We start from the raw sequence: 16,319 nt of genomic DNA on the forward strand, positions 1-16,319 counted from the left end.
GGGAAGCCGATGTTCAACGCCGCCTATGCTGTCGCGAACGGCCTGCTGATGATGGAAACTCGGGTGACGCCCGAGGCGCTCGATCGCGCCGTCGCGACCATAGCGGGAATGCCGAACTTCGCCGGCATCAATGCCGATCGGCTACGACGCGAGCTGGAAGCGAACAACAATGTCCATGTCGGTGGCTATTCGGTCATCGACGACCGTGACTTCAAGGCTTGGATCAAAGCTGCGCGCGAGGTTCGAAAGTTCGACTTCTGGAGCCGCTACCGGAAGTACCTCGAACTTCGGAAGCGCATGGCGCGTGATGTGGTCGAGCAGCTTGATGGTCTTACCGACGACATCCTCGATCGGCTACGCGATCCACTCACCGAAGGTGAGTGGGATCGACGAGGCCTCGTCGTCGGCGACGTACAATCCGGCAAGACTTCGAACTACACCGGCCTGATCTGCAAGGCGGTCGATGCTGGTTATCCACTCGTAATCGTCATGGCCGGCGTGCACAACAGCCTGCGCAGTCAGACACAGATACGGCTTGACGAAGGTTTCTTCGGATTCGACACGCGTCTCAACCTCCGCGCGGACCAGCAGAATCAGCGGATTGGCGCTGGCGCACTGCCGGGGGCGCCGTTTCTCGTCGCCCATTCGCTGACGAGCAGCATGGAAAGCGGCGACTTCAAGCTTTCGACGGCGCAGGGAACGAAGGTCATTCCAGGCGGCAAGGACCCAGTCGTGCTGGTGGTGAAGAAGCACGTCAGCATTCTCGACAACTTGTGCGAGTGGCTCAAGGTCCGTGTCGAGAAGGACGATAGTGTGCCCGGGGGCGAAATCGTCCGGGGGATACCACTGCTGATCATCGACGACGAGGCCGACTATGCCTCGGCCAACACGAACGAATATCGTGATCAAGACGGAAACATCAACGAGAACGCGAACCCGACGAACACCAACAAGCATATCCGCCGTCTATTGACGCTCTTCGAGAAGAGTGCCTATGTCGGCTATACTGCGACCCCGTTCGCGAACGTGTTCATCCACCATGAAGGCTGGAGCAGGAAGTACGGCGAGGATCTCTTCCCACGCAGCTTCATCATCAACATTCCAGCTCCGTCCAACTACATCGGCGCCGAAAAGGTCTTCGGTCTCGGCCGTCCGGGCCCCGACGGGGAGAGCCGGGGGTTGCCGATCATCCGGGCGGTCGACGATGCGGACACGATCTTTCCCCCCAAGCATAAGAAGGATCTTCCGGTCGCCGAGCTGCCCGGAACGCTGCACGAGGCCGTTCTCGCTTTCATCCTCGCCTGTGCAGCCCGGCGCGTGCGAGGCGATGTCTCAGTCAACAATTCGATGCTCGTTCACGTCACACGGTTCACGCTTGTCCAACAGCAGGTCGCGCGGCTTATCGAGGAGGAACTGACCGACATTCGTCGTCAGCTCGAATACCCCGGAACCGGCGGTGACGCGCTCGATCGTCTGGAAGCACTCTGGCGCAACGACTTCAAAGCAAATTTTCTGGCGCTCCATGAAATACTCGCCGATCACCAGCTCACACCGGTGAATTGGGAGGAGGTGCGCAAGCAGCTGTTCGATGCCGCGCGCCGCATTGAGGTGCGGGAGATCAACGGCTCGGCCAAAGATGCCTTGGACTATGCCGAACATCCCAACGGCCTGTCGGTGATCGCAGTAGGCGGTGACAAGCTATCGCGCGGCCTTACCCTCGAAGGACTTTCGGTCAGCTACTTTGTCCGCACCTCGCGGATGTACGACACGCTCATGCAGATGGGCCGTTGGTTCGGTTATCGACCGGGATATGGCGACCTCTGCCGTCTCTACACGTCGTCGGAGCTGGTGACCTGGTATCGGCACATCGCCGTGGCAACTTCGGAGCTACGCGAGGAATTCGACCTCATGTACGCGACCGGTCAAACTCCCGACCAGTTCGGTAACCGCGTCAGGGCTCATCCGAACGGGATGCTGATCACGGCGGCGAACAAAATGCGCGCGGCGACGAAGGTGCGCGCCGGCTTTTCCGGGACGATCTCGGAGACGGTCTCGTTCGACACCGCCAGCGCGGTTCGCAATCTCGAGACCTTCTCCGGTTTCATCGCCGGACTGCCCACGATTCAGCCGGAACGCGACCGCTACATCTGGACCGGCGTCGAGGGCGCGGACGTCGCAGCACTGATGGAGCGGATCGAAACAGCCAAGGAATCCTGGAAGGCGAATTCGCGCGCTATTGCCGACTATATCGCCGATCGTTTGTCGGACGGGCTGCTCAACAACTGGACGGTGGCCCTGCTTGCCGGCGGTCGCGGCGGCGGGCGGCACGACATCGGCGGCTACGACATCGCCCTCACGCGCCGCGAGAACAAGTCGCCGGGTCAGAAAGGGAAATACACGATCGGCCGCCTCGTCAACCCTTCCGACGAAATGCTCGATCTCGATCAAGCCCAGATCGACGCAGCGTTCGATGCCACGCTAGCGGCCTGGAATCTCAAGAAGCCGCCGAAGCGTGACCAGCCGAGCAGTCCCAGCGGGCCTTTCATCCGCCGGCAGCGCGATCCTTCGTGCGGCCTGCTGCTGGTCTATCCGATCGATACAGGCGCGGGATCGACACCACTGATGGGATTCGCGGTCAGCTTTCCTTGGGACGAGAATGCCCGCGAAATCGAATATGCCGAGAACAGCGTGAAGCAGCTCGAGGATCTCTTCGATTGACCCCCGCCGATCTGATCGAGCGCTGGGCAGATCTTGCCTTGGCCCGGCACAGCATGTCGGGCATGGACCGACGTAGGCTCGAAGCGCAGGCCCCGGTCGACGTCTTTGCCTGCGTCTTCTGGCCTCGGGGGCGCAGCGGCCTTCTGGTCGAAGGCGATGGACATGTCGCCGATCTGGCGGAGCGTGTTCCGCGCTGTCGCGGCGTTCGCGTGGTTCTGGAAGAACATGGCGGCAGCAGCCAGCCGGAACGGACGAAGCTCGCGATCGTTCTCGAAGAGGAGCGGCTGCGCGAGATCTTCGCTGTCCTCTCCGCCGACCTCGTAAATGCGATCGTCACCGAGCCCAGCTCTGCAGTAGCGCTGCGGCGATGCATCGACCGGCTTTGCATGTGGCGGGGGCTGTTCGATCGGATCGCACCGGAGGGCCTGTCCGAAGAGCGGCAGCGCGGTCTGTTCGGCGAGCTCATCGTCCTCGACCACCTGTTTCTCGTAGCCGGAAATCTGCTCGATGGCGTCGCAGCCTGGATCGGCTCCGACAGCGCCCACCAGGACTTTCGTCGAGGCGGGCTGGCGATCGAGGTCAAGACCTCGCTCGCCAAGCGCCATACGAAGATCATGATCTCGAACGAGAAGCAGCTCGACGAGAGGCTGCACGACACGCTCGTTCTCGCCAGTATACGGCTCGACGAGAGCGAACCCCATGGCCTGTCGCTGCCCGACTTGGTCGCGCAGCTGCGGTTGCGTCTTGCCGGTGACGAGCCTGCGACACGGCTGTTCGACGAGCGTCTGTTGCTGGCCAACTACCTCGACGTGCACGCGCCGCTGTACGAGGTGCGGCGTTATCGTGTAACTTCCACGCAGTGGTTCCGCGTCGAAGGCCAATTTCCGAGGCTGACCGAGGTAAACCTACCAGCCGGTGTCGGCGACATCCACTATTCGATCATCGCCGACGATCTCGGCGCATGGGAAATGGATGAAGAGACCGTGCATGACATGGCCGGGGGCGGAGCATGACCGAAGCCGAGGAACTGGCCCAGTTCGCACGAGACCTGCAGCAGGATGTATTCGCTAGGGCCGATGCGGCGGAAGACGGGGCGCTGCGCGCCAGCGCCTTCACCGAACTCATGATCGAATATCTGGTCGACGCGTCCGAAATCGATGACGGCACAGCCTGCGACTTCGAAGGACGCGGCATGCGCTGCAGCGGCTGGTATATGGCGGAAGACGGCGACCGGCTTGACCTCTTCCTGTCATTGCCCCGGCTAGACGGCGAGGCAGGAACGGTGCTCAAGGCCGACGTCAACGCCGCCTTTCGACGGCTGTCCACCTTCCTCTCGCGCTCACTCGACGGACAGTATCATTCGATGGAAGCGGCCCTCAATCGCTACGACATGTGTCGCTCGATCCACGACGCGCGCAACGATCTCAGTCACGTCCGCCTCTTCGTGCTCACGGACGGTGTCGCCACCATCGATCGCATCGAGAACAAGATGATCGGACGGATCGAGGTTTCGAGCCATCTCTGGGATCTTCGCCGTCTGCTGCGCGCGCGGTCCTCGGGCGTTGATCGCGAGCCGATCGAGGTCGATTTCGGCCGGATGGGGAAGCCGATCCGGTGCATCGTCGCGACCCCGCCGGACGCCGGCTATCGCTGTCTGCTGACGATGCTTCCCGGCGACATTCTCGTCGAGATGTATCGTCAACATGGACCTCGACTGCTCGAGCGCAACGTGCGCAGCTTTCTCCAGCTGAAGGGGAAGGTGAACCAAGGCATTCGTAAGACCATTATCGATGAGCCGGAGATGTTCCTGGCCTTCAACAACGGGCTCTCGATCACCGCCTCCGGCGTGGAACTGGTCGATCATGGTGACGGCACGGCCGATCTGCTCTCGGCCAGCGATTTCCAGATCGTGAACGGTGGTCAGACCACCGGCTCGATCTTCCGAGCGTGGCGCAAAGACAGTGCTGATCCCACAAGGCTGCGGGTGCCGGTCAAGATCACCGAGATCTTGTCGGACGGTGACATCGACGACATCGCTCCACGCATCTCACAGTCCGCCAACAACCAGAACAAGGTGAACATCGCGGACTTCTCGTCCAACCACGCGTTTCACCGTCAGATGGAGGAGCTGTCGCGCTCGATCTGGGCGCCGCCGGCAGGCGGGCTCCAGCGGCAGACCCGCTGGTTCTACGAGCGTGCCCGCGGCCAATATCATGACGCGCTAGCACAGAACCGGACCGATGCCGAACGCCGGAAATGGGAGCTGATTCAGCCGCGCAATCAGCTCATCACCAAGACAGATCTGGCAAAATACGAGCACAGCTGGTCACAGCTGCCGCACATTGTCTGCCGAGGCGGGCAGAAGTGCTATCTCGATTTCATGGACGTGCTGGAGCAGCGTGGGAATTTCGAGCCTGACGAGCACTGGTTCGAACGCGCAGTCGCACGGGCAATCCTGTTCCGGCAATCGGAAAAGATCGTCTCCCGCCAGAAGTTCGGCGGGTACCGCGCGAACATCGTTACCTACAGCATCGCTTGGTTATCCCACCGTACCGAGCGCCGGATCAACCTCGATGGAATCTGGGCAACCCAGGAACTGACGCCGGCCCTCGCCGAGTTCGTCGAAACCCTCAGTCATCACACCCACGACTACATCACGAACCCGCCCGGCGGTCAGAACGTGACCGAATGGGCGAAGAAGCTCGCCTGCTGGGAAGGCTTCCGCGACCTCGCTATCGAGATTCCGGCCGCCCTGAAGGCGGAGCTCGTGACGCGCGACTGCGCGCGGACGACGGAGGCCGCGCATGTCTTTGAAGAGCACGTCAGTGTCGCGGAAAGCGAGCAGATCGCGAGGGCTACCAGTGTGCCAGCGCAGACGTGGTTCGATCTCGCGGCTTGGGCCAAGGATACGCATAGCCTGCAACCTTGGCAGCGGTCGCTATCTTTCAGTCTTGGCCAAGCAGCAAACAGCGGCAGACAGCCGACCCGCAAGCAAGCATTGCATGGTGAGAAAATTCTCGCTGAAGCCCGGTTACTAGGCTTCAGAAGCTGAGCCTCATCCGAAGCTAGAATCGACGTTTCGCCATACCACTTAGCGCCGGCGGCAATCGGCAGAAATATCGCCTTCCTACGTTAAGTCGTTCGCACAATCGGCCGTTTTGGCCACTGTGGTGGATCGGGAGAATTCGAGCTTTTACGTTGAGACCTCTTCACCGCCGTAGCGCTCATCGTGCTGGTAACCGCCGGTTCCATGACCTGAATGTATCTGGTTGCGGGTATTTCGACCCCGATTTGAACCTGTTTATGCCAACCGGTTGAAATCGTGAGGTTTCTTTAGCGGTGCGGGATATACCCTTGAAAGGCCGTCCATAACACGCTGATTTAATTAATACTTTTTATGCGTATGGTATCGGGGGCACGCAGCCCCCGATACCAACACTCACTCATGTTTGCTGTCTAAACGCATGAATTGCTTTCCTATAATATTAGGAAAACAATCCTTGCCCGGAAAAACAATTATCTAATGATAACTCATATTATATATTATTCCTGTCAAAATTTAGTCTGAGTTTATCTTGATAAACTGCAATACGCTTCTTCGCGCGGTCTATTACGTCGCTGAAATGCAGAATTTCAAAATAGGTTTCGCCTAGTGGAAACCGAGTAATAGGATCTAGCAATGGACTGGACTGGAACCATCCCTTTCCCGTCGGGAACGGAGTCCAATTCCCGCTAAGGCGAAGTGTGTTAATCTCGTTACCGATAAGATAACCATAGAATTTTTTAAGTTTTCCGCCAGACTTTGCTGCCAGTAATTGTGCATATTCCGATAGATCGCCGATATGTTCATCTGTAGAGATACCGGGCGCCTTAAATTCCACAATGATCACGGAACCTTCTTTACTAAACACCGCGATATCGGGTCGTTTACCACTATTTTCCTCCACCCTTTTCGCGAGAATGTTTTGCATTGCAGCGTCAATGTCGCTCTCGAAGACAGCTTCACCGTCATCCCACTTGATATTGGCCAATGGCATATCTGAAGCGATATAATCATAATATTGATACTCCTCGCTCAGGAGCCAGATGTCGTGGTCCGTTACGTCTCTACTATCCTTACGCATAGGAAAGAAAATATTGTGAATGATCTGTTCGTCTTTCCTGCGAACACCAGCAGCGACATTCTGCATCGTAAGTTTTTGGTCACAGGCAAGATCCAGAATCTGGACGATAGCCGCCCGGCGTACAACGAGTTGCGAGAGCGTTGCCATATCAAAATTCTTGAGTGACGAAGTATATTTCCAAGACAATTCGTTAATTTTACTCCGAAATGTATCTGAATCCGGTTCAGAACGGAGGATTTCTTGCTTAAGCGTGAAAATTTCTGCAGTCTCGTCGAGAACTCGTTCCTGATACTTTTTAAGAACACGCTCGGCTAATTTACTCGCCGGCTCACCATAGACGATACGGGTCGAAGTATCCTGAAGCATAGCCTCACTGATACCGAACTGCTCTGTGACCTCTTTTAATAAATCATCCTTATTCCAGTCGGCGGGTGTCACCATTTCCTCAATGACCGGGTCGATCACACGATGAATATCTTCGTAAGAGATCTTCCCCTCAGAAAATAGATCGCCGCTGGGTATTGTGCTCGGGATATTGTCAAAGTCGTCACGCTGTTCGTTAACACAGATGTCGAGATATTCGCCTTCGATAAGGACGATATGATGGAAGCCACCTACTGGATTATTCTGCTCGGCGCGCGTACGGAGATAGAGTGCGGTGATGTCTTTCACAGGGGAGGATTTTGCACAAAAGGCAATTGCATTTCGCGGCAAGTCATAATGAGCCGCATCAAGTTTATAATGGGACAATTTCAATTGTTGGTAGGTTCCAAGCCCCGCACCGGTCGCTGGATCTCTCTCCTCAACATTCACCAGACGGTCAGTAGTCACTTTAGGTAGATCTGAATGCTGCAAGGTTCTGACTTGCTCATCCTGTTTCCAGTGACGGCTCACAAAGCGAATTCTAAAGTCACCCAACTGGTCACTAAGACTGACCAGACGTTGAAGAAACACGACAAGCATCTGCTTGCAAAGTACCGGCGCCGCAAAAAAGCTATTCAGCGCTTCATTCTGAAAAATCCGTGAGCGAATACTCTCTTTGAGCCCATCCATTTGGATAACAGTGCCAATGTCCGATTCCTGTCCGGAACCCAGGATAAAATCGTCTGCTTCAATCTGCTTTTGGGGCTCCGCATAACGCAACTCACGCTTTAAAACAGTGTCGCCAACTCGGTAGCAGCTATCAATCGAGATCTCTGTAAAATAAAGAAAAAACTGGATACGCCCTGCCCCTTTACATTTTCCAATTCCGGCAATGGGCAGATCATCCTTGTAGGATGTATCCTTCGTTAAAAATGCCTTAATCTGATCATCACCGATGCCTCAACCGTTGTCACGGCATGAAACTGACATAGTTTCACGATCACCAACCAAATCTGCGGCCGAGAAAGTTACTTCAATATCGATTTCCATAGCAGGCGCATTGGCATCACTGTGCCGACGGATTAGATAAGCATCAATAGCATTGGAAATGAGTTCTTCGAAAATGACATATTGATTCGAACTTATCTTAGTGTTTTTTATGCTTCCCCGGATATCGAGCGTCATTTTGGTCTCTCTCTGCGTCCCCAGGGTAAGTGATTTTGCCATTGGACACCAGTACCAGGGTGTGTCAAGTCTGGGCCTTTTGGCGCGGCAATCGGTAGCAACCGCAAAAAAACTGCGCCAATAGCAATGGAGAGAGAATTGTTCCGCCTCTTTTATTCCATTTAGAGATAATTATTGCCGCCGCGTATTACTGTATTGGCCCGCCGCGCCTTTGCGAACCCTCGATCCGTGGCGATAAATCGCTCCAGCATAGGCACAACGAGACGCACGGGATCGATGGGCGCTTGCCCGGTTCCGCGCCCTAATATCTCGGCATAGGTTGTGAGATCACGGTGCAGGGTGGCTGGCAGCTCCAGCGTGACCTTCACGGGCTTGTCGTCCTCGATCGGACCAAGCTTCAACTTCGTCATGGGCGAAATTCTTTCTCTTTCCAGGGCTTGAGGACGAGATCGCGATTCAAAACAAGCGTGAACGGCAGGCCCGGCCGATCGGTCAGCGTCGGCTGAATATTCAGGCTGCGATCGATCAGCCGGTTGCCGACCATGGAGAAACCGTTGCTCGCCCCGCTGCGGATCGCCTGCATCAGGTTGTTCTCATTCCATGACGTCCCGGCTTCGGAGCCCACGCTGAGAAGGGTCGTGACCAGGGCAGCCTTGAAAAGCTGTCCCCAGTGGTTGTTCACCTCGTCGGACAGGCCTGACTGGCCGATGGCGTCGCCGCCTGGCAGCTTTTCCAGCACGAAGCTATCCCCATTGGGGAAGATCAGCCGAGTCCAGATGATCTGGGTCCGCTGCTGCCCGAAGGAAACACTGCTGTTATAGGCCCCGAACAGGGTGCTGCCCTGCGGGATAAGCAAGAACCGTCCGGTCGGACTGTCATAGACGTTCTGGGTCACATGCCCGACGATCTGGCCGGGCAGATCGGAACTGATCTTCGTGTTCAGCGCCCCAGCGATCACCGTGCCCGCCTGAAGAACGTATGGGGATGCGGGCGGCGTCATCCGGTCCGGGCTGACCGTCACGCGATCCGGCTGACCTGCCAAAAAGGTACGATTGCCGGTTTGTTGGTCCGTCCCAGCCGGCGATGCCGGCGCTCCGGGAACGGTGGCCATCACCGGAACCACCTGCGTACTTTGACCGTCGCGCACTTCGACCTGCGCGAAGAGCCGACTGGTCCGCGCCGCCTCAATCTCCTGGTCGCCACGCCGGTCTCCCATGCCGGAAACCGGTCCCGCGCGGCCCTGCCGCTGTGCGTCGAGGATCGGCTTGCCCAGATCGCCGGGCAAAGGCGGTCCGAGCCTCGGGGTGGCGGTATAATCGCTGGGCAGTGCCGATAGCCCGTCGGCCGAGGCGCGCGCATCCGTGTCTTGCGCCGCCTGGACCGGACCCTTTGGTGTATTGCTTTGCAGCGCATAGCCCAGCGCGAGGCCGATCGCGAGCATCCCGACACCACCCAGCGTCCAGATGACGGGGCGCGAGAGCTTTACGACTGGTGGCCGCTGCGCGCGCAGCCGCAGATCGGCAGAGGGCGACAGGGATGATGGTCCTGTTCCGCTTGTGGTGGCTCCCGTATTCCCTTCCGGGCGCTCTTCCACGCCGCTCATGACTTCCTGCCATCCGTGCGCACGATCCGCACACGCTGCTCGGAATGCTTGTCGCCCAGCCGCAATTCGGCAGCGGCGAACAGACGGTCGACGATCATCCAGTTCTGCCTGACGCGGTAGTTCACCAGTTCAGGCCCGCCATCGGCTCCCAGTACAAAGAGCGGCGGCAGTTCGCCCTGCCCGATACCGGACGGAAACGCGATGAACACCTTTCGCCCGTCATCGAACGCCCGCAGAGGCATCCAGGGCGGCACCCCACCTTTCACGCTTTCGATCGCGTAGCGGAAATTGAGTGCGTCGAGATTCAGCCCCGCTTCCACCGGGGTGGCATCGTCGGCGTCGCTGTCCTGCCTATGCAGGGCAATCAGATCGTCCTCGGGATAACCCCACGATACTGACGCCATATAGGTCGCCGGTGTCGCCCGCAATTCGGCAAGGTAGGTCCGCCGGTCGGTATTGACGATCAGGTTGGTAGTCAGGTCCGGTCGCGTCGGCTTGACCAGGATATGCACGCGCCTGGTCATGCCCGTGCCACTGGTGGTATCGCCGACGATCCAGCGCACGGTGTCCCCCACCGCGACCGGCCCAGTGCCGACCAGCTTCTCGCCGGGTTGTAGCATAACGTCGGTGATCTCGCCGGGCGAGGCATAGATCTGATAAAGCGCGCCCGCGCTGTAGGGGTAAACCTGCACCGCGTTCACATAACCAGCCCGTGTTGGCTGGATGCGAGCGGCAAGATTGGCCTGGTTCACGCGCACGGTAGGATCAGCCGCCTCGGGCACGAGATGGGCACGCCGCAACGGCGGAAGCGGTTTGAGCTGACCCGGCAGGGGAAGGATTTTCGGCACTTCTACGACCTGCACCGGTTTCGGTGGATCGGGCAGGAGCGTGGCCTGGGCCGCGTCGTCATAGTGGATGACCGGCGGGTGGTAATGCTGCGCGCAGCCTGCAAGAGGCATGATCAACAGCGGAAAAAAACGAAGAGCACGACGGATCATTGGCCCAGTTCCTTCGACCAGTTGATGGCGGAGACGTAGATTCCAAGGGGATTTTTCCTCAGATGATCGGCATCACGGGGCGTGCGCAGCACGATGGAGACGATGGCCGTCCAGCGTTCGGTGCCGGTGAAAGCGCCATCGCGGTAATGGCGCTCAGTCCATGCCACCCGGAAACTTCCGGGAGAGGCGCGGATCACCGAGGCGATGTCCACCTCGACCTGCTCGCGGCCGATCCGCGAAAACGGATCGTTCAGGCGGGCATAATCGTTCAGCGCCACGGCACCGGAAACGCTGGTGAAATCATAGGCGCGCAGCCAGTTGTGCCGGACCACCACGGAGTCCGACGACAGGGAGCGCACGTCGTGAACGAACTGCGCCAGATACCAGGCGATCTGTGGATCAGCGGGCATGTAGCCGGCTGTCGCAGGAGCCACGATCTGCGCCTGACCCAGCCGGTCCACCTGCACCACCCAGGGCACGACGGTGCCACGCATAGATTGCCAGACCAGCCCGGCCCCGAGACCGGCGGACAGGAACAGGGAGCCAAAGGCCATCAGTCGCCAGTTGCGAGCCTGCACGCGGGCCGACCCGATCCGTTCATCCCACGCCTGCGCACCTTTCTGGTACGGCGTGACGGGCTCGGGCGTGATCCCGTAGCGTGAGGTGGAGCGACGGAACATCATTCTTTCTCCGAGAGATCGATGCTGGAACTTCTGCCCCCGCCATCGGCGGAGCGGATGATGTGGGCGGCCTCGGCGGCATGGGTCGCGGCATTGCGGCGCTTCATCTTTCGCGCCCAGCGGGGCGGCTTGCCGCCAGAGCCGTCGCCGCCATCAGGACCGCCTCCCGAGGGGCCGCCAGAGTTACCGCTACCGGCAGGTCCGGTACCGGGATCATCTCCACCGCCGGACGAGCCTGACGATCCACCGTCACCCGATGGGCTATCGCCCTCTCCGCCGCCGCCCATCGCACCAGCAACCCAGCGTCCGCCGGCAGAGTAGCTTTCCTTCAACGAGGATGCCGCCGCACCGGCCTTGCTCTTCACGGCGTTCACCGCAGCACCGCCAGCGGCGCGACCGACATTGCCAGCCGCCGATGCCATGCCCGCCGCACCGGTCTGTCCAGCAGCGCCAATGGAATATGCGGTGGTCGCCGCGCCCGCGACGGCGGCCCCTCCGCGTGCGGCTGCCGCTGTCGCACCCAGCGCAGCAGCACCTCCAGACGCCAAGGCGGCGGGCGCGGCAACAGCGGCAGCCCCCATCGCACCCACCGCCATCGCAGTTCCGGCCGCTGCGCCTGCGCCGAGTTGCGGCGCACCGGAGATCAGCCCATTGGCGAGAGAGCCGCCGAAAATGGCGAGACCCACGATGCAGAGCGACGCCAGCACGACGGAGAGCGCCTGGCCGATGGTGGGCGCGTTGTCGCCGTAGGAGGTCGTGAACTGTTTGAAGAGGACTGAGGCGATGGCGGAAATGACCGCCAGCACCATGATCTTCACGCCGGACGAGACGACATTGCCCAGCACCTTCTCGGCGAGGAAGGCCGTCCGGTTGAACAGGGCAAACGGGATCAGCACGAAGCCCGCGAGTGAGGTCAGCTTGAACTCGACGATGGCCACAAAGAGCTGCACCGCGAGAATAAAGAAGGCCGCCAGCACGATGAACCAGCACAGGACCAGGACGAGGATCTGCACGATGCTAGCCAGCGCACCGAACGAAAACGCCAGTTTACTCGCCGCGTCCAGCAGCGGTTGCGCGGCATCGAGTCCGGTCGCGGCCAGCCGGCCAGGATGCATGAAATCCCCGAGGGCCAGCGTGCCGCCTCCGGCCTTAAGACCGAGGGCAGCAAAACTGTTGAAGACGATCCCCGACAGGCCGCTGAAGTGATCGATGACGAAGGCAAAGAAGCCGATATACAGCGTCTTTTTCACCAAACGCTGGACGATGTCCTCATCGGCGGCCCATGCCCAGAACAGCCCTGCCAGTACGATGTCCATCACCGAGAGTGAGCCTGCGAGCGACACCACACTGCCCCGGACCAGACCGAAACCGGAATCGATCGTAGTCTCGAAGGTATTCAGGAAACCGTCGATGATGCCGACATTGTCGCTCGCCATCGCTCAATATCCAGAACTGGGGATAGCGACGGCGTGGGGAACATAGGCATCATACTGCGAGAAATGCTGATACTGGGCTTCCGCACCGGCCTCGTTCGCCACCTGCCGCGCACGTTCGAGGTCCGCAGCACGGTCGTTAGCGGCCAGTTCGGCCTGGATGTCGGAAAGCTGCCGGGATTGCAGGGCCATAAGCTGGTTCCCCGCCTGCGCCGCCTGCAACGCCCCGGTTGAACTCTGGCTGGCCGAAACCAGTTGCGTCATGGCCGAACTGTCGCTCGGGATGTTTCCTACTACCCGAGCCTGAAGCTTCAGGGCATCCTCAAACCCACCCACGGAATTCTGCCACCGTGTCTGCGCCTGGCTGAACAGGGCGCCGTCAGACATACCCGAAAACACCGACGTGTACGCCTGCTGGTATTGCTGCTCGACGGACTGGACGCTGTAAGCGATGTTCTGCGCCTGAGCGAGCAATGCCGTCGTCTGGGAAATCGTCGATTGCAGCGTCGACAGTGTCGAAAGTGGTAGGCTCGCCAGATTGCGACCCTGGTTGACCAGCATCTGCGCCTGATTGGCCAGTGACGTGATCTGGTTGTCGATCTGCTGAAGGGTGCGCGCCGCGATCAGCACGTTCTCGACATGGTTCGCCCCGTCATACACCGCCCACTGGGCACGGGCAGGCACGACCGGCATGACAAAAACCAGAGCAGTGCCGAAGACCACGGCACATCCTGGGCGGAAATGTTTTTCCATCATGGCACGGCTCCTTCCCGCAGAAGGTCCGCAGCCCACATGACGCCACGCGCCTCGAACCAGGCTGGGAGAAAGCCGTCCCGCCCGTGTTCCGCCAGCACCGCGTCGATCAGCCTATGATCGTCCTTGCCGGAGGCGGCGCACAGGGCAAGTGTGACCGGCCCGAGCCCCAGTTCGAATAGGCGATTTCCCCGCTGGGTCTGGCAGTAATACTCCCGCTTCGAGGCCGCGCGGGCGATGATGGCGATCTGTCGGTCGTTCAAACCGAAATCCCGATAGATCGTGGCGATCTGCGGCTCGATCGCCCTCTCGTTTGGGAGGAAGATCCGTGTGGGGCAGCTTTCCACCACGGCCGGCGCAATGCGGGAAGTGGCGATGTCCGACAGGGACTGAGTTGCGAAAATCACCGACGCATTCTTCTTGCGCAGGGTTTTCAGCCATTCACGCAACTGACCAGCGAAATCCCCGTCATCTAGGACGAGCCAGCCCTCGTCGATCACCAATAGCGTCGGGCGACCGTCCAGCCGCCCCTCGATGCGGTGGAACAGATACGAGAGAACCGAGGATGCCGCGCCGGACCCGATCAGTCCTTCGGTCTCGAACACCACCACATCGGCGTCACCCAGCCGCTCGGCTTCGGCGTCAAGCAACCGGCCATAAGGACCACCGAGGCAGTAGGGCGCCAGGGCCTGCTTCAGGCCATTGGACTGAAGGAGTGCTACAAACCCGGACAGGGTCCGCTCCGGCACGGGTGACGATGCCAGGGAATTCAGGGCCGACCAGAGGTGAGATTTCACCTCGGGGGTCAGCGTTACCCCTTCACCGACAAGGATCTGCCCCAGCCACTCACTGGCCCATTTGCGCTCGTCGGCATCGTCAATCTGTGCCAGCGGCTGGAGTGAGACAGCGGGAGATATGTCCACGCCCTGCTGGATATCATCCGTCAGGCCACCGCCAAGATCGTGCCAATCCCCGCCCATCGCCAGCGTCGCCGCGCGCATGGACCCACCGAAATCGAAGGCGAAAACCTGCGCGCCCTGATAGCGCCGGAACTGCAACGCCATCAGTGCCAGCAGCACCGACTTCCCCGCTCCTGTCGGCCCGGCGATTAGTGTGTGGCCAACATCACCAACGTGGAGGCTGAACCGGAATGGCGTGGCACCCGCCGTCTTTCCGTAGAACAGTGGTGGAGCACGGAAATGGGTATCACGTTCCGGTCCTGCCCACACCGCTGACAGCGGGATCATGTGCGCCAGGTTCAAAGTCGAGACAGGTGGCTGGCGAACATTGGCATAGACATGGCCGGGAAGAGAGCCGAGCCGAGCCATGCCTCCACGGCGTTAAGGCTTTCCGTCATGCAGGTGAAGTCGCGACCCTGAATGATTTTCTCGACCAGACGCAACTTCTCGGCCGCGATGCTGCCGCTGCCATCCCAGACCGTGACGGTCGCGGTGATATAGGCCTGCCCGACATCATCAGCACCCAGCGACTGCAAGGCCAGATCGGCGTCAGCCGCCTTGTTGGCGGCGTCGTTGTCCACCAGCACCGACGCCTCGTTGGTCATCACTTCCCGGACAATGGCCGCAATACTCTTGCGCTTTGCGAACCATTGACGCCTGATCTTCGTCAGCACCTTCGTGGCGTCGGTCTTGTCCAGAAGGATGGCGCGGGTGGACCAGCGATAAGGCATTGCAAGACGATTCAGGTCGTCCAGAATTCCAGGAAAGGTCCGCGACGGGAAACCGGTGATCGTCAGCGTTTTCAGATACGCGTCACCGAGCTTTGGCTCCAGCCCCCCCGAGAGCGGCTGATCCACCAGCAGGGCGTCCAGATGCATGGGAATCTCCGGCACCCGAACGCGCTGGTTCCTGGTCGAAATGGTGCGGTGCAGATAGGTCAGTGTTTCACCGTCATTGAGCCAGGTGGCCTCGGGCATGAACCCGTCCAGCAGGGCCAGAAGCCGATCGCTACGATCAATGAAGGAATTCAATATACTGTGCGGATCGGGGCCGTCCCGTTCCCTGCCTTCATAGAGAAAACGCTCGGCACGACCTGATGATTCCACCGGCGGCAGCCAGACCAGCGTGAGGAAATACCGGCTCTCGAAATGCGCCCCCTCATCCTCGAACTGCTCACGCCGTTCCAGATCAACCATCTGGCTGGCAGCATCCGGAAAATCGCTGTCCGGATAGAGCGTCGCCGGAACGCGCTGCGCTTCCACAAACACCGCCCAGCCGGAACCAAGACGGCGGAGCGCATTATTCAACCGCCCGGTCACACCCACCAGTTCGGCAGGCGTGGCGCTATCCAGATCGGGACCGCGTATCTTTGCCGTGCGCTGGAAGCTGCCATCCTTGTTCAGGACGACACCTTTCTCAACCAGCGCCGCCCATGGCAGGAAGTCGGACAGGAGGGCAGCACGGTTGCGATATTCGCCAAGGGATATCATCGCCCTGCCCTCC

At 59.7% G+C, this 16,319-nt stretch carries 11 protein-coding genes and 1 pseudogene; 3 read left to right on the top strand and 9 right to left on the bottom strand.

The features are described from left to right. The first annotated feature begins 9 nt into the window (after positions 1-9). From ABHV46_RS02090 to ABHV46_RS02100, 3 genes are read left to right on the top strand one after another with little or no spacing between them, the layout of a single operon-like run. Complete coding sequence (locus ABHV46_RS02090) at positions 10-2,718, top strand: Z1 domain-containing protein (protein ID WP_438382516.1); 2,709 nt, start codon at positions 10-12, stop codon at positions 2,716-2,718. Then, complete coding sequence (locus tag ABHV46_RS02095; RefSeq protein ID WP_438382517.1) at positions 2,715-3,731, top strand: PD-(D/E)XK motif protein; 1,017 nt, start codon at positions 2,715-2,717, stop codon at positions 3,729-3,731. Before ABHV46_RS02090 ends, ABHV46_RS02095 begins: the two co-directional genes overlap by 4 nt. Further along, a complete protein-coding gene (locus ABHV46_RS02100) occupies positions 3,728-5,770 on the top strand; it encodes an AIPR family protein (RefSeq protein WP_438382518.1) in 2,043 nt (680 codons plus the stop codon). Before ABHV46_RS02095 ends, ABHV46_RS02100 begins: the two co-directional genes overlap by 4 nt. A gap of 484 nt (positions 5,771-6,254) precedes the next feature. Here the strand turns inward: ABHV46_RS02100 and ABHV46_RS02105 are convergent, their stop codons facing one another. From ABHV46_RS02105 to trbE, 9 genes and pseudogenes are all read right to left on the bottom strand, one after another. Continuing rightward, positions 6,255-7,985: a hypothetical protein gene (locus ABHV46_RS02105; RefSeq protein WP_438382519.1), complete on the bottom strand. Its 1,731-nt coding sequence runs from the start codon at positions 7,983-7,985 to the stop codon at positions 6,255-6,257. Positions 7,986-8,165: 180 nt separating this feature from the next. Next, positions 8,166-8,390, bottom strand: a complete 225-nt coding sequence (locus ABHV46_RS02110; protein WP_438382520.1) for a hypothetical protein — start codon at positions 8,388-8,390, stop codon at positions 8,166-8,168. Between the two features lie 161 nt (positions 8,391-8,551). After that, a complete protein-coding gene (locus tag ABHV46_RS02115) occupies positions 8,552-8,800 on the bottom strand; it encodes a DUF2274 domain-containing protein (protein ID WP_415494983.1) in 249 nt (82 codons plus the stop codon). Then, positions 8,797-9,993 carry a TrbI/VirB10 family protein gene (locus tag ABHV46_RS02120; RefSeq protein ID WP_438382521.1) on the bottom strand — a complete coding sequence of 399 codons (1,197 nt, stop codon included), beginning with the start codon at positions 9,991-9,993 and terminating at the stop codon, positions 8,797-8,799. The genes ABHV46_RS02115 and ABHV46_RS02120 overlap by 4 nt, the downstream gene beginning before the upstream one ends. Beyond that, on the bottom strand, positions 9,990-10,991 hold the full coding sequence (trbG, locus tag ABHV46_RS02125; RefSeq protein WP_438382522.1) for a P-type conjugative transfer protein TrbG: 1,002 nt from the start codon (positions 10,989-10,991) through the stop codon (positions 9,990-9,992). The genes ABHV46_RS02120 and trbG overlap by 4 nt, the downstream gene beginning before the upstream one ends. Next, positions 10,988-11,671, bottom strand: coding sequence for a conjugal transfer protein TrbF (trbF, locus tag ABHV46_RS02130; protein ID WP_438384167.1), 684 nt, complete (start codon positions 11,669-11,671; stop codon positions 10,988-10,990). The genes trbG and trbF overlap by 4 nt, the downstream gene beginning before the upstream one ends. Beyond that, positions 11,671-13,107, bottom strand: a complete 1,437-nt coding sequence (gene trbL, locus ABHV46_RS02135) for a P-type conjugative transfer protein TrbL (protein WP_438382523.1) — start codon at positions 13,105-13,107, stop codon at positions 11,671-11,673. Before trbL ends, trbF begins: the two co-directional genes overlap by 1 nt. Before the next feature lie 3 nt (positions 13,108-13,110). After that, the gene (gene trbJ / locus ABHV46_RS02140; RefSeq protein ID WP_438382524.1) at positions 13,111-13,860 is read right to left on the bottom strand and encodes a P-type conjugative transfer protein TrbJ; all 750 of its coding nucleotides are present in this window, start codon (positions 13,858-13,860) and stop codon (positions 13,111-13,113) included. Further along, positions 13,857-16,306, bottom strand: a pseudogene (gene trbE / locus ABHV46_RS02145) (conjugal transfer protein TrbE). The gene trbJ and the pseudogene trbE overlap by 4 nt, the downstream one beginning before the upstream one ends. Positions 16,307-16,319 lie beyond the last annotated feature (13 nt).

It is taken from the genome of Asaia sp. BMEF1, from assembly GCF_051628905.1.
In the GTDB taxonomy this organism is placed as follows: Bacteria; Pseudomonadota; Alphaproteobacteria; order Acetobacterales; family Acetobacteraceae; genus Asaia.

What these genes read in the sequence shown, in the direction of transcription:
- ABHV46_RS02090 (WP_438382516.1), top strand. Translation starts at nt 10, where the DNA reads ATGTTCAACGCCGCCTATGCTGTCGCGAACGGCCTGCTGATGATGGAA.
- ABHV46_RS02100 (WP_438382518.1), top strand. Translation starts at nt 3,728, where the DNA reads ATGACCGAAGCCGAGGAACTGGCCCAGTTCGCACGAGACCTGCAGCAG.
- ABHV46_RS02110 (WP_438382520.1), bottom strand. Translation starts at nt 8,390, where the DNA reads ATGACGCTCGATATCCGGGGAAGCATAAAAAACACTAAGATAAGTTCG.
- ABHV46_RS02115 (WP_415494983.1), bottom strand. Translation starts at nt 8,800, where the DNA reads ATGACGAAGTTGAAGCTTGGTCCGATCGAGGACGACAAGCCCGTGAAG.
- ABHV46_RS02120 (WP_438382521.1), bottom strand. Translation starts at nt 9,993, where the DNA reads ATGAGCGGCGTGGAAGAGCGCCCGGAAGGGAATACGGGAGCCACCACA.
- trbG (WP_438382522.1), bottom strand. Translation starts at nt 10,991, where the DNA reads ATGATCCGTCGTGCTCTTCGTTTTTTTCCGCTGTTGATCATGCCTCTT.
- trbF (WP_438384167.1), bottom strand. Translation starts at nt 11,671, where the DNA reads ATGTTCCGTCGCTCCACCTCACGCTACGGGATCACGCCCGAGCCCGTC.
- trbL (WP_438382523.1), bottom strand. Translation starts at nt 13,107, where the DNA reads ATGGCGAGCGACAATGTCGGCATCATCGACGGTTTCCTGAATACCTTC.
- trbJ (WP_438382524.1), bottom strand. Translation starts at nt 13,860, where the DNA reads ATGATGGAAAAACATTTCCGCCCAGGATGTGCCGTGGTCTTCGGCACT.